Raw genomic sequence first — 19245 nt, 5'->3', positions numbered from 1 at the left:
ACCTACGCGCGGCTGTCCTGCTTGGCGTCGGCGTCCACACGGCCGCCGTCGTCCGTGATCTTGAGCTTTCGTACGGCGGGAGCCAGCACGAAGGGTAGGTGGGCCGCCGCGGAGCCGAGGCAGGCGATCCACAGGAGCTGGTGAACGGTGACCGCCTCGCCCAGCAGCCCGCCGACGACACCGCCGAGCGGCAGCGAGCCCCACATGAGGAAGCGGAGGCTGGCGTTCATCCTGCCGCGCAGGGCTTCAGGGCAGATCGCCTGGCGGTAGCTGCCCTGGGCGACGTTGTACATGACCCCGACCAGGAACATGAGCGCCATGCCGATCGGGAACAGGGCGAGCCGCCAGCCTGGTCCTGTGAAGGCGACGAGCACGTTGAGCGGCAGCATGAGGACGGCTGCGCCGTACATCGTGGGGCCGTGACCGAAGCGGGCGATCACACGTGGCGCGAGGAGCGCGCCGAGCAGGCCGCCGGCCCCCGCGCCCGAGATCATCAGGCCGTAGGCCGTCGCGCTCACGCCCAACTCGTCGACCAGGTACAACGGCTGGACGATGGCCCAGATGCCGCTGATGAACATGTTCATGGCGCCGACGAGGCCGATCAGGCGCAGGATGCGGTGGCCGAACACGTAGCGCAGGCCCTCCATCAGGCTCACGCGCCCCCCGGAGGGGGTCTCCTCGGCCTTGACGGTCGCCAGCAGGGTGGCGGAGATCAGGTAGCTGACCGCGTCGACCACGATGGCGATGGGCGCCGTGAGCACCTGCACGAGCCAGCCGCCGAGCCCCGGGCCGAAGAGCACGGAGAGGCTGCGCACGGACTCCAGGGCCCCCATGCCCTTGGGCAGCTGCTCCTTGGTCACGATGGAGGGCAGGAAGCTCATATGGGCGACGTCGAAGAAGGCCGTGCCGATGCTGACGATCACGGCGACCGCGTAGAGCTGCGCCAGCGTGAGCGCCTCGAACAGCGCGGCGATCGGGATGGAGACCAGGGCGACCGCGCGCAGCACGTCGGCCGTCACCAAGATGGGCTTCCTGCGCAACCGGTCCACCCACACACCGGCGGGCAGCCCGAAGAGGAGGAAACCGATCATCCCGGCCGCGCTGAGCAGGCCCAGCTCTAACGGGCCCGCGTCCAGCACCAGCAGCGCGACCAGCGGGAGGGCCACGCGCGTGACATGGGTGCCGAACTGGCTGAAGCCGTCGGCGGTGACGTAACGACGGAAGGCGGGGGTCATCTGATCTACCCTAGGGGTGCTGGCGCTCTGCGAAATCCGCCCGACGCCGCGGCCAGATGTACAGCACCGTGCTGGTCGACCTGGACAGCAACACCGTCATCGATCTGCTGGAGGACCGCGAAAGCGCCACGCTGGCCGCCTGGCTGGAAGGCCACCCCGAAGTTGAGATCATCTGCCGGGACCGGGCCGGCCGGGGAAGTGGTCGACCGTACAGCGGACGACATCGTGGCGTGGGTTTTCTCCCGATCCGACTCCGCCCCGCACCTGTTCGGCGACAAGCTGGAGGACTTCGAGCGGGACCTGCGCACGGTCCTGCAGCAAACATCACCCGATAACCGCTTTGCGGAGCGTCTTCCGGCAACCGAGATCATGACCTGGCGCAAGCCGCATGGTGAGCGGTGACGGCGATCGCCACGGCACGCCACACGTCTCAGCCGCCGATGTCGTCGTCGTGGACATCGCCTGGAGGCGACGGGGAGGCCGTGGGCGCCGGACGTCGCCCAGGGGGATGCCCCACGGGATGACGGCGATTCGGTCGCCGCACCGCCTTCCGGTGAGCTGGTCGATCCGGCCGGCGAGGGCGGCGGTCGGCGCTACGACCGAGGCGCTCGCGGCGACGACCTCGTGCAGCAGCTCGCGGTCCCGCTCGCTGCGCTCGGCCGCCATCACGTCGCGGCCGTGGGCGATGGCGATGATCGGGACGTTGCCGGCGGCTCGGGTGAAGGCCAGGCTGAGAGCGAACCCAAGGTGCTGGGCGTGAATGGCATTCGGCTGGGTCTTCTCGATGAGCGCACCGACCTCGCGCGTCAACTCCTCAACGTAGGGGTCGAAGTCCGGGCCGTGGGGGCGTTTCGTTGTGGAGAGAGTGATCAGCTGATCAAACGCAGCCTTCCATGCCTACATCGAGCAGGCCCATCAGGTGGGCGTGGGTGACGGGCGTGGCCAGGGCGTCGGTGCAGGTATAGAGGGCCAGCACGAGCTCGGGGTGGTAGTACGGGCTGCCCAGGAGCTGGTCGAGGGTCTCGGCAGGGGTGGCCAGCACGGTCGGCTTGGCGCGGGTGAGGTTGAGGTCTTTCAGGTAGCAGTAGGTGCAGCCCTTGGGACAGCCCTGGACGGGGTTGACCACGAGCCAGGTGTCGTGCTGGTCGATGATGGGCTCGAACAGGCGGGTGGGCGTAGGCATGCTGATGCTCCCTGGGGCGAGCCGCTGGCCGGGCAGGTCGGCCCCAGGCAGCGGCGGATCAGATGGTGATGTTGGAGGAGTTGGGCCGTTCGGTGTCGCCGAGGTCGTGGAAGAGCTGGCGCAGCAGCGGCCCGTAGTCGGGGTTGGCCAGTGCTGAGGCGAACTGGGCGATGAGGTAGTCGGCCGGGTTGCCGGTGTCGTACCAGCGGCCGGCGATGACCTGCCCGTACACGAGGTTGCTGCCGGCGTAGGCGTTGATGGCGTCGGTCAGGTAGACCTCGCCGGTGCGGTGCTCGTACCAGCGGGCGGTCTGCTTGCGCAGCTCGTCGATGATGGCGGGGGTGACGACGTAGCCGCCGATGGCGGCGAAGGCTGATGGGGCGTCGGCGGGCGACGGTTTCTCGACCAAGCCGGTGATTCGCAGGAGGCCGTCGTCCAGGTGCTCCTTGACCACCGGGACGCCGTAGCGGTCGGAATCTTGCGGGTCGATGGGCATCAGGGCCAGTACGGGGCAGCCGGTCTGCTCATAGGCGTGGATCAGCTGCTGGGCGCGGGGCACCTCGGCCACGAACACGTCGTCGGGCCACAGCACGAGCATGGGCTCGTCGCCGAGGCCGTGGGCGGCGTTCAGGACGGGGGTGCCGTTGCCGTACGGGCCGTGCTGGTCGAGGTAGGTGATGTGCCCTTGCCGGGAAAGTTCGGCGACCTCCTCCACTGCGTCGGCGTAGGCGCTCTTGCCGTCGGCGCGCAGCTGCGTCACCAGCGCGGGGTTGGGCCGGAAGTGGTCTTGGATCAGCGCCTTTCCGCCGGAGACGACGATGGTGATGTCGGTGATGCCAGAGGCCACGAGTTCGCGCACGGTGTGCTCGATCACCGGCTTGTCGCCGACCGGCAGCATCTCCTTGGGGATGGCCTTGGTCAGCGGCAGGAGCCGGGAACCGAGTCCGGCGGCGGGGATCACGGCCTTGCGGATCGTCGACGGCATCGGGACTCCTTCAGTCGGGCGGCAGGCCGCGCCGGCCGGCGCGGCACGCTCCGACGCTACCAACGCGCCGTCGCCCGGCTGGGCTTTGTTCGATCTTGCGGCCTGCCCGGCCGCTCAGCGGCACAAGGCGGCGATCTCTGCTTCAATGAGGCCGCCCTGCTTAGAACCTCGGCGCTTTGCTCGCTGATGGGCTATGAAGTCGCCGAGGCGGTAGCCCGTGGCATCGATGTAGTGGTCCGTCACCGACAGGTGGCCGTGCTCCTCACGGAATCGTCGGGCCGCAGCCAGTCCTCGCTCCCAGCGCGCCAGCCTGGGATCCCACACCAAGCCGAGCTGGTCGAGGGCGACGATCTTCCACTCGGGCAGAGTGGCGCTTCTCGACACGTCGGGAGTTGAGCCTGGCCCGCCCCAAAGATGGCCCAGTCAGCTCGTGTGAAATTGGCCCGTGTGATGGGTCAATCGTGCGCACTACCCTCGGCGCAATGACGATGGGATCCACCCCGACTGACCAGCTCACCTCCTTGCCCTTGGCCGAGGCGCCGATGCGTCAGGCCCGCAACTCAGCCGCTTTTTGGAGCGCGACCGGACGATGTCGGGGGCATGAGGTGATCCGGCGCCGCGGTTTCGTCGCGGTCGACGGCGACGAGCGTGCAGGTCTGCGGATCTTGATCCAGGAGCCCGACCTCGACCTGGGCGAACTGGCCGAGTTGAGCGAGCTGGCCCGCCGGGCCGTGGGCCCGGTGAACGCCGAGGACCCGTTCAGCTCGACCGACCTGAGCCACCTGGGCATGCGCAGCTGGCAGATGCCGGTCATGCTGCGCCCGCCCGGGCCCGCCGGCGAACCGGTGCTCGAGGTGATCCGGGTACGGCGGCCCGAGGACCTCCAGGCGGCCGAGCGGGTCGTGATCGAGGGTTTCGAGCTGACCGGATTCGAGCCCTACCGCCCCGGCGAGCTGTTTCCGATGACGCTGATCGAGCAGCCGGGCGTGGAGGTGTTCGTCGTATCTCACGACGGCGTGGCCGCGGGAGCGTGCGTCAGCGTCGTGGACGACGGCGTCGGCAGCCATTACTGGGTCGCTACATCACCGGCGTTGCGCTCGCGTGGCGTGGGGCGGGCCGTCATGCTCGCCTCCCTGGCCCACCTCGCGGATCTACCGCTCACCCTCACCGCATCCAGACTGGGCAGGCCGCTGTATGAGTCGCTGGGCTACACCGCCGCGACACCCTCGACCTGGTGGGCCTCTCCTCCTGGGCAACAGCGACGGCCTGGTGCTCGCGGGCGCTGCCGCTGATGGCGGTGGCCAGCCTGCTCAGGCGGCTGGCCAGCTCGCCGAGCCCTGCTTCCCACCCGGTCGGCGGCTCGTTCTCGGGCACGGCCTGGCCGTCGTCGCCAGCACGGCCGGCGGCGGGGCCAGCGGTGGCCGGGGGGTGTCGAGCGCAGCGGCCAGCTCGGCGCCGAGCTCGCAGGCACGGGCAAGGTCGGCGGCCAGGTGGCCGCGCAACCATGCGGCGTGTGAGGCGGCCTCGGTAGTGCGGCGGCGGGCGCGGTGGGCGGCCTGGCGGCACGGGGTTCCGCAGTAGCGGGCCGGGCGGCCGGTGCGCGGCTGTCCGATCGCCGTGCCGCACACCGGGCAGCGCACGTCCGGCGCCGGGGTTTCGTCGTCGCGGCCGCCAGAGGCCTTCACGCGACGGAACTCGGTCATCTCTCTCCCTGGGTGCGGTGGGCTGTCCGGCGTGGTCTGGGCGGTCAGTTGTCGACCGGCAGGGTGCCCGCCAGGGTGTAGTCGAGCTTCGCGTGCAACCGCTCGTCGCCGTCCGGGTGGCTCCATGTTTCTGTCGAAACACTTTCCTCAGGCGCTCTGTTCGTAGTCCGGGAAGCGCCGGTCGGCGGCGATCATCTTAGACAGGACCTGAAGTCGCTCATCGGTGTTGGTCGGCCAGGGCCGCTGGATCAACTGGCGGGCGACGGCGTCCAGCAGTTGCGTCCGCACGCTGGGAGCGTCCCAGCCGTCCTCCAGCGCGTCGGCGAGCAGATCGACCGGAGGGAACGCCAGCACCATCCGGAGCAGGCTGGTGCTGAACTCGTGCCCGGTGTCTCAACGCAGTAAACGACCAGGTCGCGGGCATCGGGCAGATGGTCGTCCCCGGCACCCCGCGCGACTCCCTGCACATCCTGGACGCGCTGCTGAACCTGGACGGCGGGGTGAAGCCGGAGACGGTGGCGACCGGCAACGCCTCGTACTCCGACATGGTGTTCGGCCTGTTCAAGATCCTCGGCTACAACTTCAGCCCGCGGTTCCGCGACCTGGACGACCAGCGGTTCTGGCGGGCCACGATGCCCGGCGTCGAGACGGGCACGTACGGCGTGGTGGAGGACCTGGCCCGCAACCGCATGAGCCTGAACAAGGTGATCACGCACTGGCCGGACATGCTGAAGGCCGCAGGCTCCCTGGTAACCAGGCATACCGCGACGGCATGGAGGACCAGCTCGGCGCACTCGGCCTGGTCCTCAACGCCATCGTGCTCTGGACGACCCGGTACATCGACGCCGCCGTCGCCCAGCTCCAGGCCGAGGGCCACGAGCTCCGCGACGAGGATGTCGCCCGGCTCTCCCCGCTCAAGCACCGCAACCTGAACATGCTCGGCCGCTACAGCTTCACCGCCTCCACCCCGGCCGCCGGCGCCCTGCGCCCGCTGCGCGACCCGGACGCGGTGGAGCTGGACGAGAGAACGACGATGGCGATGCGTGAGCATGCTGTACGACGGCTACGCGGAGCCCTCGATCTCGGCCCGCAACCGGGCGGCGAAGACGCGGCCCCTCTCCGCGATGGCTGCTGCCCCGGGAACGTTGCCGGCGTTGGCGCGGCTGAGTCAGATCTGCTCGACTACCACCGTGGACAGGATCTGCAGCAGCTCTTGGTAGCTAATCGGCCAGCGCCTGACTCGGCATGACCCACCGCCCCTAACCCCTGCGGCGGACATGACGCCTGTTCCTCCGAATCCGGTCGATCAGACCCTGCGGATCGAGTTCCTCGCGCAGTCCCAGGAGATACCCCGCAGGCGATCGGCGAGCAGCAGCAGCGCTGGCTGCCACACGTGAGCCCGCACTCACGAAACACGCCGCGATCGCACTGGCGCCGAGAGCGGTCTCGGACAAAGTCCCGTGGCCCGCAAACGTCGTGCCCAGGACGGACAGCACGATCGGCACCTCCGGTGTTTGGAGGGAGAAGATTGCCCGAATGGGTTCGAGGCGCTGCGAGCGCAGGCCCTGCTCAAGGTCTCCGAGTATGGTGCGGATGTCTCGGTCTGCCGCCATTTCCACACGAGCGCGCAGAACGGCCGGGTCCTGGCTCGCTGCCATCTCGGCGAATGAATCTCCTAGCTCGGTGACACGCTGCCGGAAGGCATCGAATTCGTCCGCCAGCATCCGGCGGGCCTGCACAATGCGCTGGACCGGGATGTCCTCCAAACCACGCGGCAGCACCGAGCGAAGCGCCACTACCGCGTACATCGCCTCCGGGTTCATGCCGGTGTAGTCATACACGGCCGGTTCGCTCCCCCACCCATGGGGGAGTCCGGGAAGGCCGGACTGATCCGTGACCATCGCCATGCCGTTGGCTTCGGCAACGTTGCGTGCGAGCGCAGCGATGTACACCTGCGCGAGGCGTCGTTCCAACCGCACCCAAGACCGTCCGACTCTGTCTCTGGCTATCACCGCGAGGCCCCGTTCCAGGACCCAGAACGGGAGCCCGACATCACCGCTGACCTCCGATTCGACCCATCGGTAAGGAAAGGTGAGTGGCATACCGGGGACCTGCACGGATGGGCGAGTCAACAGGTCTTCGTCGAAACTCTCCCGCGATACGCGCGCCTCCTCTGCCCAACGCTCCGGATCATCCGAGCTCCGCAACCAACGGATGAAGTCCTCCGCGACGTCCCGGCCGTAGAGCTCGGGATCTATGTCGACGAAGAAGTTCAACTCGTCCTGCAGCGCTCTGCCAGTCGGTGAGTCAAGATCGGGGTAGTCCAGGGTTCTCAAGCGCGCGATCTTGGGCCAGTAAAGGGCAGCAGCCTTCAGCCATGTCTCGTCCTGAACGAACACATCTGGGTAGTAGAGAGCTAAGCCGGACATGATCAGTCTCCTAACGGCGAGCGGCGGTACGTGGACGACTCCCTTGGCTGTTGCAGTCGGTAGACACTCATACTGGCAGGCACGCGGGCCTGTACGAGCCGATCTCGCTACACCTGTCGTCAAACGAATCGTTTGACGACAGGCGAGCGACGCGTCCAATGAACCCGTGCAATCCGGGGGTTCACGGCGCCGCGAAACCAATCAGATCCGATGGCGATTTCTGACAGGGTTTGATGACAGATAGGGTCCGATCCTCCGTACGGAAGGGGCCCTCGGTGGCGAACCTGGTCTCCAAGCGGGTCTCGACCGACCAGCAGTCCACCGCCCGGCAGAACCTCGTCCTGGACGAGGTCGGGATCGAGGACCCGATCGTCTTCGAGGAGGACCCGGGAACCTCCAGCCGCCTCCACTTCCTTCAGCGCCCGAAGTTCCGCGAACTGCTCACCGGGCGACACCGTGCACATCTCCGAGATGTTCCGCCTCGTACGCGGCACCGGGCACATCCTCGACGTGCTCGACGTCCTTCACCGCGACCAGGTGGCGCTGCGCATCCACGACGGCGCGTTCTCCGCGATGGACCTCACCGCCCGCCACCCGCGCACCGGGGAGTTGCTGTCCACCGTGAAGTTCATGGTGCAGACCCTCGCCGCCGGCGAACTCCAGCGCGAGCTGACCTACGACGGATTGCGCGCCGCCGAGGCCAAGGGCAGCAAGGGCGGGCGCCGCCCCGCCGTGGCGACCGAGAAGACCGACAGTGCACGCGCATGATCCCCTTCCCCTGACGCCTGGCGTCACTGTACAAGCGGCCAGGAAAGCGGATCTATCGAATAATGCGGGCAGGGGGCGGCACCCGTGTCACGACCACCAGGGGTGTACGGGGGATCACGTCTGGAGGCGCTGCGGGGCGGGCGACAGGGCCTCGACCAGGTCGCGGATGGTGCTGCGGTGATCGCCGGGCCGCCACGCGAGGGCGAGCGCGCTCGGGGACAGACCCGTGACCGGGATGGTCATGATCCCCGGCCGCCGGTAGATCTCGGCGTTGCCGGCGGCGAGCAGGACGATGGTGTCGCCGCTCTCAAGCGCCGCGAAGGTCTCCTCGGCGTTCGTCACGGTCGTGCAGACGACCGGTGGCCGCCCGCCGCGCTCGTCGGTCGCGAGCCAGTGGTCGCGGAGCGGGCCGGCGCTTTCGGGGAGCGCCAGGAACTCTTCGTCCAGGAGCTCGGCGAAGTCGACCTCGTCCCGTTCGGCGAGCCAGTGGTCGTCCCGGAACGCCACCCAGCGCGGCTCTCGGGCCACGACCCGGACGTTGAGATCGTCCTGACCGGGGAACGGCAGCCAGACGAACGCCACGTCGACCTCGCCCTCGGCCAGGCCCGCCGTGGGGTCGGTCCAGTTGACCTGGCGCATCCGCAGGTCGCAGCCCGGACGGCGGGCGGTGAACCGTTCCCGCAGCGTTCCCAGGAGGCCGCGTCCGACACTGGTCGACATGCCCACGGTCAGCCGTGAGGCTTCGGCGGCAGCGACGTCACCGACGGCCCGCTGAGCCTCGTCCCACTGGCGGAGCAGCTCGCGGGCGGCCGGCAGCAGCGCCTCGCCCGGTGCGGTGAGCCGTACCGTGCGCCGATCGCGGTCGAACAGCCTCACCCGCATCAGCTCTTCGAGCTGGCGTATCTGCTTGCTGAGCGCCGGCTGCGAGATGAACAGGCGCTCGGCCGCGCGGGTGAAGCTGAGCTCCTCCGCCACGGCCACGAAATACCTCATGTCACGCAGATGAGCATCCATAACCGTCGGCTATTACAGCAGATATTGGACGTGCGGGAAAGGTCAACGCCACGATTGCGGCATGAGTACCACGGAGGATCGCCTGGCGATCATCGAGACCTGTACCCGCATGGCATGGCACGCCGACCAGCGCGAATGGGACCGCCTGGGCGAGGTGTTCGCGGACTCGGTGACGCTGGACTACACCAGCCTGAACGGCGGCGAGCCTGCCGTGCTGACGCCGGCGCAGATCGTCGAGGCATGGTCGGGCCTGCTCGGCGCGTTCGACGCCACGCAGCACCTGATCACGAACCACCTGGTAGCCGTCGACGGCGACACCGCGCTGTGCACGGCGTCGTTCCAGGCCACGCACCGCCTCACCGATCCGTTCGGCTCGTCGCTGTGGACGCTGGGCGGCACCTACCGCTTCGACCTGGTCCGGTCGGACGGCGTGTGGAAGATCGGCGCTGTGGTGATGACCGCCACCTGGGCCGACGGCAACCGGAACCTCATGTCCCTGGCGGCGGGGAACAGATGATCGCCCTCGTGACCGGCGGCAACCGGGGGATCGGCCGGGAGGTCTGCCACCAGCTGGCGGCACTCGGCCACACCGTCCTCCTCACCGCCCGATCGCCGGAGGCGGCCGAGACCGCAGCGACAGAACTCGGAGGTGACGTCGTCCCGCTACGGCTCGACGTCACCTCCGAGGAGGACATCGCGGGGGCGGCGGCCGCCGTCGCCGAGCGGTACGGGCGGCTGGACGCTCTGGTCAACAATGCCGCCATCACCTACGACACCTGGCAGGGCGGCGCGTCCGCCGACCTGGACGTCGTCCGCGAGGCCGCCGAGACGAACCTGTACGGTCCCTGGCGGCTGATCCAGGAGCTGCTGCCGCTCCTGCGCGAGAGCGCGCATCCCCGGATCGTCAACGTGTCCAGCGAGGCGGCCTCGCTGACCAACATGGGCGGCGGCACCCCGGCGTACGGCACCACCAAGGTGGCCCTCAACGCCCTGACCCGCATGCTGGCGGCGGAGCTTCGCGGTGACGGCGTCCTCGTGAACGCGATCTGCCCTGGCTGGGTCGCGACGGACATGGGAGGACCGGGCGGCCGTCCCGTCTCCGAGGGCGCGGCCGGCGTCGTCTGGGCGGCCACGCTGCCCGACAACGGCCCGACCGGCGGGTTCTTCCGCGACGGCCGTCCCCTCCCCTGGTAGACACCCTGTGAAGGACAATGAAATGATCTTGGTGACGGGCGCGACAGGCAACGTCGGCTCCGAAGTGGTCCGGGCCCTGGCCGCAGCCGGTGAACCCGTCCGGGCGCTGGTGCGGAAGCCGGACACCGTACCGCTGCCGGACGGCGTCGAGGCGGTGACGGGCGACCTCAACCGGCCGGAGAGCATGACCGGAGCGCTGCGCGGGGCCCGCGCGGTGTTCCTGCTCCCCGGGTACGAGGACATGCCGGGCCTGGTGGCCGAGGCCCGGCGTGCGGGAGTGGAACAGGTCGTGCTGCTGTCCGGCGGCTCGGCCGGGAGCGGCGACATGACCAACGCGGTGACCCGTTTCATGGCCGCGTCCGAGGCCGCCGTGCGGGAGTCCGGGCTGCCGTGGACGTTCCTGCGGCCGAGCGCGTTCATGTCCAATGCCCTGCGCTGGCTGCCGCAGCTCCGGTCCGGCGATCGGGTGCGGGTCCCGTTCCCTGACGTCCGCACGGCGAGCGTCGACCCGCACGACATCGGGGCCGTCGCCGCCCGCGCGCTGCTGTCGGACGAGTACCGGGGCGAGATCCTCCGGCCGACCGGTCCGGTCGCGATGCGGCCCGCCGACCAGGTCGCCGTGCTGGCCAGGGCCCTCGGCCGCGATCTGGAGTTCGTGGGCCTGACGAACGAGGAGGCGCGCACCGACCTGCTCGCCACCATGCCCGTCGAGTACGTGGACGCGTTCTTCGACTTCTACGTGAACGGCTCGCTCGACGAGTCGATCGTCCGCCCGACCGTCCGCGAGGTCACCGGCCGCGAGCCCCGCACCTTCGAGCAGTGGGCACAGGCCCACGCGGACGACTTCCGCTGAACCCCCTAGCATCCCGACTCCACGAAAGCTCCAGATGAACCAGAGATTGCGGCGCCTTCTCGCCGCAAGCTCCGCCGCCGCATGCGCGATCGCGTCGGTGGCGGGCTGTTCGAACGACGACAAGCCCGTGGCGCAGCCCACGCGAAAGGTGGAGCCGGGACGCTTCGCCTCGTCCAACCCGGGTTCGGTCAACACCTACTGGATCCAGGCACCGGAGGGCCTGGTCATCATCGACACCCTGCGCACGCCGACCGATGCCAGGAAAGCGGTGGCGGAGATCAAGAAGACCGGCGAGCCGGTCGCCGCCATCCTGCTCACCCACTCCCATCCCGACCATGTGGGCGGGGCGGGCGCTTTCCACGAGGCGTTCCCCCAAGCGCCCATCTACGCGTCCAAGGCGACCGACAAGACGATGCGGGAGGACAGTCGGGGCTTCTACCCGCTGGCCCGTTCGGCGAACGCGGACTTCCCCGCCAGGATCACCTACGCCGACCGGACCTTCGAGGACGGCGCACCGTTGCAGGCCGGCGGCCTCCGCTTCGAGACCGCCACGTTCGCCCACGGCGAGTCCGACACCGCGAACGTCTACTACCGTCCCGACACCGGCGACCTCTTCTCCGGTGACCTGGCGACCGGTAAGGTCACGCCCGCGCTGATCGAGGGCACCAGCTGTGGCTGGCTCCAGATCCTCGATCAGCTCGGTGGGCGCTTCTCCGGGGCCAGGACGATGTACCCGGGGCACGGTGCCGCAGGCCCGGCCCGCGCATTGATCGACGAGCAGCGCCGGTATCTCCAGGTGTTCCGCGGGCTGGTCCGGCCGGCCGTCGCCCCTGACTCGCCCGAGGGCAGGACGGTCGCCCCCGGCGAGCAGAAGTCGATCACCGCCGAGCTGGACCGCGCCTACCCCGGCCATCCACCGGTCGCGGACCTTCCGACCATCGTGCAGGAGAACATCAAGGCCGTCGCGCGGGAGCTGACCGCCGAGGACCCCGCGAAGACGCCCGCCGCCTGCGCGGACACCCCCCAGGAAGGGGCGGGCGGGCTGCTCGCGCCGGTGAACACCTACGTCACCGCGGTCAACGACCGCAACCTCGACGCGCTGGCGGGAGCGTTCGCCGCCGACGCGGAGCTCATTGACGTCGGGCGGCGTTTCAAGGGTCGCGGCGCGATCCGCGACTGGGCCAGGGCCGAGGTCATCGGCGGCAGCCTGACCGTCATCCAAGTCGCCGAGAACCGGCCCGGTCACCAGCGCCTCCTGGTGCGCTTCGCCCCCGGCGGCCAGGGAGGCTTCGACGCCTACTACGCCTTCACCGTCGACGGCTCGTCCATCACCAGAGCCGAACTGACCTATGCGAACTGACCGAAGGAGCAGACGTTCATGACCACTGTGCAGAAGGTGAAGTTCTCCGCCGGCGACGTGGCGCTGACCGGGAACCTGTTTCTGCCCGGCGGCGCCGGCCCGGCGCCGGGCATCGTGGTGGCGGGCACCTGGACGAGCGTCAAGGAGCTGATGGCCGACCGGTACGCCGAACGGCTCGCCGACCGCGGGTTCGCCGCCCTGTCCTTCGACTTCACCGGCTATGGCGAATCCGAGGGCGAGCCTCGCGACTACGAGATGCCGGAACGGAAGGTCGGCGACATCAACCACGCGGTCACCTTCCTCGCCGAACATCCTGCGGTGAACGCCGCCCGTCTGGGCGCCCTCGGCGTCTGCGCGGCCGCGATGTACATGAGCGGGAACGCCGTCGACGATCCGCGCATCCGGTCGCTGGCGCTCGTCGCGCCCTGGCTGCACGACCCCGAGATCTGCCGGGAGGTGTACGGCGGTGAGGAAGGCGTCGCGGGCAGGCTCGCCGAGGCCGCACAGGCACGCGCGAAGTACGAGGCGACCGGCGAGGTCGAGTACGTGCCGGTCGTCAGCGGCTCCGACCCTCGCGCGGCCATGCCGTTCGACATCGACTTCTACCTCAACCCCGACCGCGGCGGCCTGCCGCAGTGGCCCAACCGCTTCGCGGTGATGGCATGGCGGGACTGGCTCGGCTACGACTCGATCTCCCTTGCCTCCCGCCTCACCCAGCCCGTCCTGCTCGTCCACAGCGAGGACGCCGCCATCCCGGACGGGGCGCGGCGCTTCCACGCCGCGCTGGCCGGGCCCAAGGAGTTCGTCTGGACCGAGGGCGACCAGTTCGCCTTCTATGACCAGGAACCGCAGGTCACGAGGGCAGTGGACGCCGCAGCGGCCCACTTCGCCCGCACGCTGCCCCGCGAATAGCCGGCTGCTCGGCCTTGCCGGCTCGTTCAGCTCGGCCTGTGTCTGCGCCGCCTCGGCGTCGCGAGCATCGTCGGGCGGCGCTCCTGCCGCTCTGTGACCCATGCCACAGGCAGTTCCTGTCAGCAATCGGGGCGCCGTTCCGCTCAAGTCACCGGGAGCAAGCGAACCGACAGGAGCAACGCATGAAGCACCGCATCGTCGTCCTCGGCGCCGGCTATGCCGGGGCCTACGTGGCCGGGAACCTGGCCCGCCGGCTGTCGCCGGCGGACACCGAGATCACCGTGGTCAACGCTGAGCCGGACTTCGTCGAGCGGCTGCGGCTGCACCAGCTCGCTGCCGGCCAGGAGATCGAGGCTCGCAAGCTCGCCGACGTCTTCGCGGGCACGGGGATACGGCTGCGCCTGGCCCGTGTCACCGCCGTCGCCCCCGAGCGCCAGGTCGTCGCCGTGGCCGACGCCGACGGCGGCGGCGAGCTCGCCTACGACACGCTTTTCTACGCGCTCGGCAGCCACGTCGCCGACCGCGGCTTCCCCGGCGTGGCCGAGCACGCCTTCGACGTCACCGGCCGGCCCTCGGCGCTGCGCCTGCGCGAGCGCCTGGACAGCCTGGGCAGGCGGGGCGAAGGCGGGAGCGTGCTGGTCGTCGGCGACGGGTTGACCGGCATCGAGACCGCCACCGAGATCGCCGAATCCCGGCCCGGCCTGTCGGTGGCGCTGGTCGCCCGCGGCGAGCTGGGCGCGCGGCTCTCCGCCGGGGCCCGCAGCCACCTGCGCGAGGCCTGCGACCGGCTGGGCATCACCGTCCTGGAGCACACCAGCGTCGAAGCCGTCGAAGCGACGCGGGTGCTGTGCGCCGACGGCACCGCCCTGGCGTCCGACGCAACCGTGTGGACGGTCGGGTTCGCGGTCAACCCCATCGCCGCCGCCGGCGGGCTGGAGGTCACCGAGAACGGTCGGATCGTCGTCGATCGCACCATGCGGTCGGTCTCGCACCCGAACGTCTACGCCGCCGGCGACAGCGCCTACGCCATCGGCGACAACGGCCGGCCGCTGCCGATGTCCTGCGCTACCGCCGGCTACACCGGCCGGCAGGCCACGGACGCGATCGTGGGACGCCTGACCGGCCGCGAGATTGCCAACACCAAGCTGGTCTACCCGGGCAACCACATCAGCCTCGGGCGGCGGGACGGGATCCTGCAGATGGTCGACGACGAAGCGCAAGCGAAGCCGACGTATGTGGGCGGCCGGAAGGCCGCGCGGATCAAGACGGGCATCCTCAAGATCTCGCTGTGGGGCATCTCGCACCCGACCTTCGGCCTGCCCAAGCGCAGGCGCCGCCTGGCCGCCGCGCCGGACGCGTCCGCCGAGAAGGCGCTCGCGTAGCCGCCTGACTAGGGTTGGTCCGCGTGGACAGCACCGCCACTGATCGCTTCGACACCAGTCGGTTCGAGGCCAGCCGGAACCGGCTGGCCTCGCTGGCGTACCGGCTGCTGGGCTCCGCCGCCGACGCCGAAGACGCCGTGCAGGATGCGTTCCTGCACTGGCAGGCCGCCGACCGGCAGCGGATCAAGGTGCCGGAAGCATGGCTGACCAAGGTCGTCACCAACCTGTGCCTCGACCGGCTCCGCTCGGCACAAGCCCGCCGCGAACGCACCGTCGGCGCCTGGCTGCCCGAACCGCTCCTCGACGGCGACCCGATGCTCGGCCCTGCCGACACGTTCGAGCAGCGCGAATCGGTCTCCCTGGCCGTCCTGACTCTCATGGAGCGCCTGTCACCCGTCGAGCGGGCCGTCTACCTCCTGCGCGAAGCGTTCTCCTACAGCCACGCCGAGATCGCCGAGATCCTCGACATCACCGAGTCCGCAAGCCAGCAGCACCTCCACCGGGCCCGGCGCCGCATCACCGCCGCGCGCCGCGGCGGCGGCGGCGAAGTCGACCTGGCATCCGCCCGCAGGATCGTCGAGGAATTCCTCGCCGCTGCCTCCTCGGGCCGCACCGAACGGCTGGCGGCGCTGCTCACCGACGACGCGACCGCGATCTCCGACGGCGCCGGCCTGACCGAGACGCTGCTGCGGTACGACACTCCGCAGCGCATCGCCGCCATCGCACGGGCCGGCTTCAAACCCACACCCGCGAAACGGCGACTGGCCGGCGGCACGCCCGCCATCCACTACGCGCTCGTCAACGGCGCCCCCGCCATCCTCTTCGTGCTCGGCGACCACGTCGTCGGCGCCGTGACGTTCGACATCACCGACGGCAAGATCGCAACCGTGCGCGGCATCGCCGCCGCCACCCGCCTCGCCCGCCTCACCCAAGCCTGGCGGCAGCACGAACCGGACACGCCGCTCATCTCCCAGTGGTGACCCGGCGCCGACCGCGGCCAGGCGCAGCACCCGCGCTGCGAACCCGCGCCGGGCCTTCCTCCCGCGTCTGCGCCTCCACCACCTGGTGGGCGGATCCCACGACGCGGTCGTCGACCACCGCGAGATCCTGGCCGAGGGCGTACGGCTGGTGATCGACAACGTGACCCGGATCGACGCGGCCGGGCGCAAGGCCGAGCTGAGCGGGGGCACGACCGGCTACGGCTCACTGATCCGCGCGGTCGGCAGCGGCCCGGTTCGTCCTGCCTCCAGTTCGGACGAACTGAAGGCAAGGCCTTGGCACGGACGTGTAGTCCACCCGGGTAGCGCCTACTCCTGCAGGATGGACAGGGCTCGGGACGGGCACAGGGTGACGGCGTGGCGCGCCTGCGCGGCGCTCCGGTCGTCGGGGTGATCGGTCAGCAGCGCCACGATGCCGTCGTCGTCCTGGTCGAAGACGGCCGGCTCGGTCAGGACGCACTGGCCGGAGCCGACGCAGAGGCCAGTGTCCGCTTTGATCCACATCATGTCCTGCTCACCAGGTGACCGGGAGTTCGTGAACGCCGTAGATGACGGCGTCGGTCTTGAACGGCAGGTCCTCGACCGGTGCGGCGAGCCGCAGGGTGGGGATGCGGCGGAACAGCGTGTCGAAAACGATCTGCAGCTCCATCCGGGCCAGGTTCTGGCCGAGGCACTGGTGCGGGCCGAATCCGAAGGCGAGGTGGTGGCGGGCCCCGCGCTCGACATCCAGTTCGGCCGGATCCTTGAACGCCACCGGGTCCCAGTTGGCCGACAGGGCCGAGACGATGACGCCCTCGCCGGCCTTGATGCTCACCCCGCCGATCTCCACGTCTTCGGTGGCCACGCGGGAGGTGACCCCGTCGGCGATGGTGAAGTAGCGCAGCAGTTCCTCCACGGCCATGGGCGTCCTGCCCGAGTCGGCCTTGACCAGGGCCAGTTGCTCCGGATGGGAGAGCAGCCCGACCACGCCGAGCGAGATCATGTTCGCCGTGGTCTCGTGTCCGGCGGTCAGCAGCAGGAAGGCCAGGCTCACCAGGCCCGCGTGGTCGAGGGTGCCCTCCTGGCGTTGCCTGGCGATCTGTCGGCCGAACAGGTCGTCGGCGGGTTCGGACTCCTTGCGGGTGACCAGGTCGTCGAGGTAGGCGCGCAGTTCGGCCAAGGCTCGCTGGCGGTCTTCCAGCGAGGTCCTGCGCACCAACATGGTGGTGCGGCTTTGGAAGAAGTCGTGGTCGGTGTAGGGGACGCCGAGCAGTTCGCAGATCACCAGGGACGGCACCGGCAGGGACAGCGCCCGCACCAGGTCGACCGGCCGCTGGTCGGCGGCGAGCATGTCGTCGATGAAGTGGTCGACGATGTCCTGGATCCGCGGGCGCAGCGCGGCCAGCCGCCTCACGGTGAACTCGCCGATCACCGGCCGGCGGGCCGCGGAGTGTTCCGCGCCGTCCATGCCGAGCATCAACGGCGGCTGGCTGCGGAGCTGCTGCAGGGTCGCCGCATCGAGGGTGAAGAGCGGGAAGCCGTCCTTGCGCTTGTCGGAGGACAAGCGGCCGTCGGTGAGGACGGCACGGGCCTCCTCATGCCCGGACACCCACCACGCCTCGCCGCCGCTGGTCAGGCGGACCTTGCTGATCGGCGCCTGCTCGCGCAGTCGCTCGTAGGCGGCGGGCGGAGCGAAGGGGCAGCCCCGCTCGACCGGCAGTTGCAGACCGGCGAGTTCGTCGGCGACGTTCTTCGTCATGAATGACCTCCTGGTAATGGATCCGGCCGAGATTTGTGCTGCTTGCCGGCGACCTGGGCAGCGGGATCGCACGGCCGTCATGGGCCATGTCCGCTCCTCGAAGAGAGCGTTTGCGTGCTTTACGGTGTGACCAGTACGCGCTTCTGACGATGAGCAGATGTCTTCGCTCGGGGAGCTCCCCACGGTCGCGCAATCGTGATCATGCGGCGGCTGAAGGATTACGTCAGCGTGAGTGGGGTCTCGGATTCAACGCGGGTCAGCTTCTGCGGGTTGCGGACGTAGTAGAGGCCGGTGATGCGGGCGTGCTCGACCCGGACTGCTATGACGCCGTCGATCTCGCCGTTCACGCGGAGGATGAGTGCGGGGTTGCCGTTGACCACCGTGTGGTCAGTGGTGAGCGCGACCTGGGCCTTGCCGAGGCCGCCGACGATGAAGCGGGCCACCTTGCCGGCTCCGGTGATCGGCCGCGGCGCGGCCCGCTTGACGCCGCCGCCGTCGCTGATCAGAACGACCTGCGGGGCGAGCACGTCGAGGAGGCTCTGCAGGTCCTTGGTCTCGAGTGCGGCCTGAAACGACTCCAACACCGCCCGGGCTTGGTGGGGGGCGACCTCCTCGCGAGGGCGGCGGGCATCGACGTGCCGGCGGGCGCGAAGTGCGATCTGCCGGACGGCCACGGGGCTCTTGCCGACGGCGGCCGCGATCTCGTCGTGACTGATGCCGAAGGCCTCGCGCAGCACGAAGACGGCACGCTCGGTCGGCGACAGCGTCTCCAGCACGATCATGAGGGCCATCGACACGCTTGCGGCGAGCTCGACGTCCTCGGCCACGTCCGGTGTGGTGAGCAGCGGCTCCGGCAGCCAGGAGCCGACGTAGTCCTCCTTACGGCGGCTCATGGCACGCAGCCGGTCGAGCGAGCGCCGGGTCGTGATCCGGACCAGGTAGGCGCGCTGGTCACGCACCTGCCTCAGGTCGACCTTCATCCACCGCAGCCAGGTCTCCTGCAGGACGTCCTCCGCGTCGGCCGCCGAGCCGAGCATCTCGTAGGCGACGGTGAACAGCAGGTTGCGGTGGGCGACGAACACCTCGGTGGCGCGAGCCATCGGGCCGCCGCCGGCGGGCGGTTCGACTGTGCCCGTCGTTGGCCCGCTGCGCTCGTTCATAGGCGGCTCCTGCCTGTTCGCTCTCGACTGTGGTCCATTCACGAGACGCCGCCCATGACCGCTTTGTGACACCCGTGATCGGTGACGGACGTCACATGACCGCGCTGTCACAAAGGTCGGGTCGCCGGTGCCTCATGGTCGTCGGGACGCCGCGCGGACGATCCACGCGGCACCACGACGTCACGAGTGATTGCCTTGACCCCGTCGCGTGACCGCCACCGCAGAAAGAACGGAAAGACATCATGAGCAAGGTCTGGTTCGTCACCGGTTCGTCCCGCGGCCTCGGCCGCGACTTCGTCGAGGCCGCCCTGTCGCGTGGCGACCAGGTGGC

22 protein-coding genes and 1 pseudogene are annotated in these 19245 nt (G+C 69.7%); 10 read left to right on the top strand and 13 right to left on the bottom strand.

The features are described from left to right. Positions 1 to 2: 2 nt before the first annotated feature. The 5 genes from ACWENQ_RS44625 to ACWENQ_RS44605 all read right to left on the bottom strand — a co-directional run bounded on the left by ACWENQ_RS44625 (position 3) and on the right by ACWENQ_RS44605 (position 3787). Positions 3 to 1235: an MFS transporter gene (locus ACWENQ_RS44625; RefSeq protein WP_452419611.1), complete on the bottom strand. Its 1233-nt coding sequence runs from the start codon at positions 1233 to 1235 to the stop codon at positions 3 to 5. A gap of 324 nt (positions 1236 to 1559) precedes the next feature. After that, positions 1560 to 2045, bottom strand: a complete 486-nt coding sequence (locus tag ACWENQ_RS44620) for a glycosyltransferase (RefSeq protein ID WP_452419610.1) — start codon at positions 2043 to 2045, stop codon at positions 1560 to 1562. Positions 2046 to 2112: 67 nt separating this feature from the next. Further along, positions 2113 to 2418 carry a hypothetical protein gene (locus tag ACWENQ_RS44615; RefSeq protein ID WP_452419609.1) on the bottom strand — a complete coding sequence of 102 codons (306 nt, stop codon included), beginning with the start codon at positions 2416 to 2418 and terminating at the stop codon, positions 2113 to 2115. Positions 2419 to 2476: 58 nt separating this feature from the next. Beyond that, a complete protein-coding gene (locus ACWENQ_RS44610; protein ID WP_452419608.1) occupies positions 2477 to 3403 on the bottom strand; it encodes a UTP--glucose-1-phosphate uridylyltransferase in 927 nt (308 codons plus the stop codon). Positions 3404 to 3517: 114 nt separating this feature from the next. Further along, positions 3518 to 3787 carry a helicase associated domain-containing protein gene (locus ACWENQ_RS44605; RefSeq protein ID WP_452419607.1) on the bottom strand — a complete coding sequence of 90 codons (270 nt, stop codon included), beginning with the start codon at positions 3785 to 3787 and terminating at the stop codon, positions 3518 to 3520. Positions 3788 to 4008: 221 nt separating this feature from the next. On the opposite strand from ACWENQ_RS44605, the gene ACWENQ_RS44600 reads away from it, so the two are divergent. Then, complete coding sequence (locus ACWENQ_RS44600; protein ID WP_452419606.1) at positions 4009 to 4695, top strand: GNAT family N-acetyltransferase; 687 nt, start codon at positions 4009 to 4011, stop codon at positions 4693 to 4695. Positions 4696 to 4713: 18 nt separating this feature from the next. Here ACWENQ_RS44600 and ACWENQ_RS44595 read toward each other — a convergent pair whose 3' ends face one another. After that, complete coding sequence (locus ACWENQ_RS44595) at positions 4714 to 5106, bottom strand: hypothetical protein (RefSeq protein ID WP_452419605.1); 393 nt, start codon at positions 5104 to 5106, stop codon at positions 4714 to 4716. Between the two features lie 147 nt (positions 5107 to 5253). Beyond that, positions 5254 to 5463: a hypothetical protein gene (locus ACWENQ_RS44590; RefSeq protein WP_452419604.1), complete on the bottom strand. Its 210-nt coding sequence runs from the start codon at positions 5461 to 5463 to the stop codon at positions 5254 to 5256. Positions 5464 to 5501: 38 nt separating this feature from the next. Here ACWENQ_RS44590 and ACWENQ_RS44585 point away from each other — a divergent pair. Next, positions 5502 to 6109: pseudogene (locus ACWENQ_RS44585) on the top strand (Tn3 family transposase); the annotation flags it as partial. Positions 6110 to 6365: 256 nt separating this feature from the next. Here ACWENQ_RS44585 and ACWENQ_RS44580 read toward each other — a convergent pair. Further along, positions 6366 to 7535 carry a DUF6236 family protein gene (locus ACWENQ_RS44580; protein ID WP_452419603.1) on the bottom strand — a complete coding sequence of 390 codons (1170 nt, stop codon included), beginning with the start codon at positions 7533 to 7535 and terminating at the stop codon, positions 6366 to 6368. 456 nt (positions 7536 to 7991) lie between these two features. On the opposite strand from ACWENQ_RS44580, the gene ACWENQ_RS44575 reads away from it, so the two are divergent. Further along, on the top strand, positions 7992 to 8303 hold the full coding sequence (locus tag ACWENQ_RS44575) for a hypothetical protein (protein WP_452419602.1): 312 nt from the start codon (positions 7992 to 7994) through the stop codon (positions 8301 to 8303). A gap of 114 nt (positions 8304 to 8417) precedes the next feature. On the opposite strand, the gene ACWENQ_RS44570 is transcribed toward ACWENQ_RS44575, so the two are convergent. After that, positions 8418 to 9296 (bottom strand): LysR family transcriptional regulator, encoded by an 879-nt coding sequence (locus ACWENQ_RS44570; RefSeq protein ID WP_452419601.1) that lies wholly within the window; start codon positions 9294 to 9296, stop codon positions 8418 to 8420. A gap of 82 nt (positions 9297 to 9378) precedes the next feature. Here ACWENQ_RS44570 and ACWENQ_RS44565 point away from each other — a divergent pair, with 82 nt between their 5' ends. From ACWENQ_RS44565 to ACWENQ_RS44535, 7 genes are all read left to right on the top strand, one after another. Beyond that, positions 9379 to 9834 (top strand): nuclear transport factor 2 family protein, encoded by a 456-nt coding sequence (locus tag ACWENQ_RS44565; RefSeq protein WP_452419600.1) that lies wholly within the window; start codon positions 9379 to 9381, stop codon positions 9832 to 9834. Next, positions 9831 to 10511, top strand: coding sequence for an SDR family oxidoreductase (locus ACWENQ_RS44560; protein WP_452419599.1), 681 nt, complete (start codon positions 9831 to 9833; stop codon positions 10509 to 10511). Before ACWENQ_RS44565 ends, ACWENQ_RS44560 begins: the two co-directional genes overlap by 4 nt. Positions 10512 to 10533: 22 nt before the next feature. After that, positions 10534 to 11364 carry an NAD(P)H-binding protein gene (locus ACWENQ_RS44555; RefSeq protein ID WP_452419598.1) on the top strand — a complete coding sequence of 277 codons (831 nt, stop codon included), beginning with the start codon at positions 10534 to 10536 and terminating at the stop codon, positions 11362 to 11364. Positions 11365 to 11491: 127 nt separating this feature from the next. After that, positions 11492 to 12724: an MBL fold metallo-hydrolase gene (locus tag ACWENQ_RS44550; RefSeq protein ID WP_452419597.1), complete on the top strand. Its 1233-nt coding sequence runs from the start codon at positions 11492 to 11494 to the stop codon at positions 12722 to 12724. Between the two features lie 18 nt (positions 12725 to 12742). Then, entirely contained in the window at positions 12743 to 13636 is an 894-nt protein-coding gene (locus tag ACWENQ_RS44545; protein ID WP_452419596.1) for an alpha/beta hydrolase, read from the top strand. 182 nt (positions 13637 to 13818) lie between these two features. Continuing rightward, on the top strand, positions 13819 to 15018 hold the full coding sequence (locus ACWENQ_RS44540) for an NAD(P)/FAD-dependent oxidoreductase (protein WP_449931543.1): 1200 nt from the start codon (positions 13819 to 13821) through the stop codon (positions 15016 to 15018). A gap of 23 nt (positions 15019 to 15041) precedes the next feature. After that, positions 15042 to 15998 carry a sigma-70 family RNA polymerase sigma factor gene (locus tag ACWENQ_RS44535; protein WP_449931545.1) on the top strand — a complete coding sequence of 319 codons (957 nt, stop codon included), beginning with the start codon at positions 15042 to 15044 and terminating at the stop codon, positions 15996 to 15998. A gap of 327 nt (positions 15999 to 16325) precedes the next feature. On the opposite strand, the gene ACWENQ_RS44530 is transcribed toward ACWENQ_RS44535, so the two are convergent. The 4 genes from ACWENQ_RS44530 to ACWENQ_RS44515 all read right to left on the bottom strand — a co-directional run. After that, a complete protein-coding gene (locus tag ACWENQ_RS44530; protein ID WP_449931547.1) occupies positions 16326 to 16523 on the bottom strand; it encodes a ferredoxin in 198 nt (65 codons plus the stop codon). Positions 16524 to 16530: 7 nt separating this feature from the next. Beyond that, entirely contained in the window at positions 16531 to 17754 is a 1224-nt protein-coding gene (locus ACWENQ_RS44525; protein WP_449931549.1) for a cytochrome P450, read from the bottom strand. 218 nt (positions 17755 to 17972) lie between these two features. Then, complete coding sequence (locus ACWENQ_RS44520; RefSeq protein WP_452419595.1) at positions 17973 to 18914, bottom strand: RNA polymerase sigma-70 factor; 942 nt, start codon at positions 18912 to 18914, stop codon at positions 17973 to 17975. A gap of 107 nt (positions 18915 to 19021) precedes the next feature. Further along, positions 19022 to 19245, bottom strand: a 224-nt coding sequence (locus ACWENQ_RS44515) for a hypothetical protein (protein WP_449931553.1), incomplete at its 5' end; no start/stop codon positions are given.

Source organism: Nonomuraea sp. NPDC004354, assembly GCF_053602555.1.
This window is presented reverse-complemented; position numbering and strand designations above follow the sequence as displayed.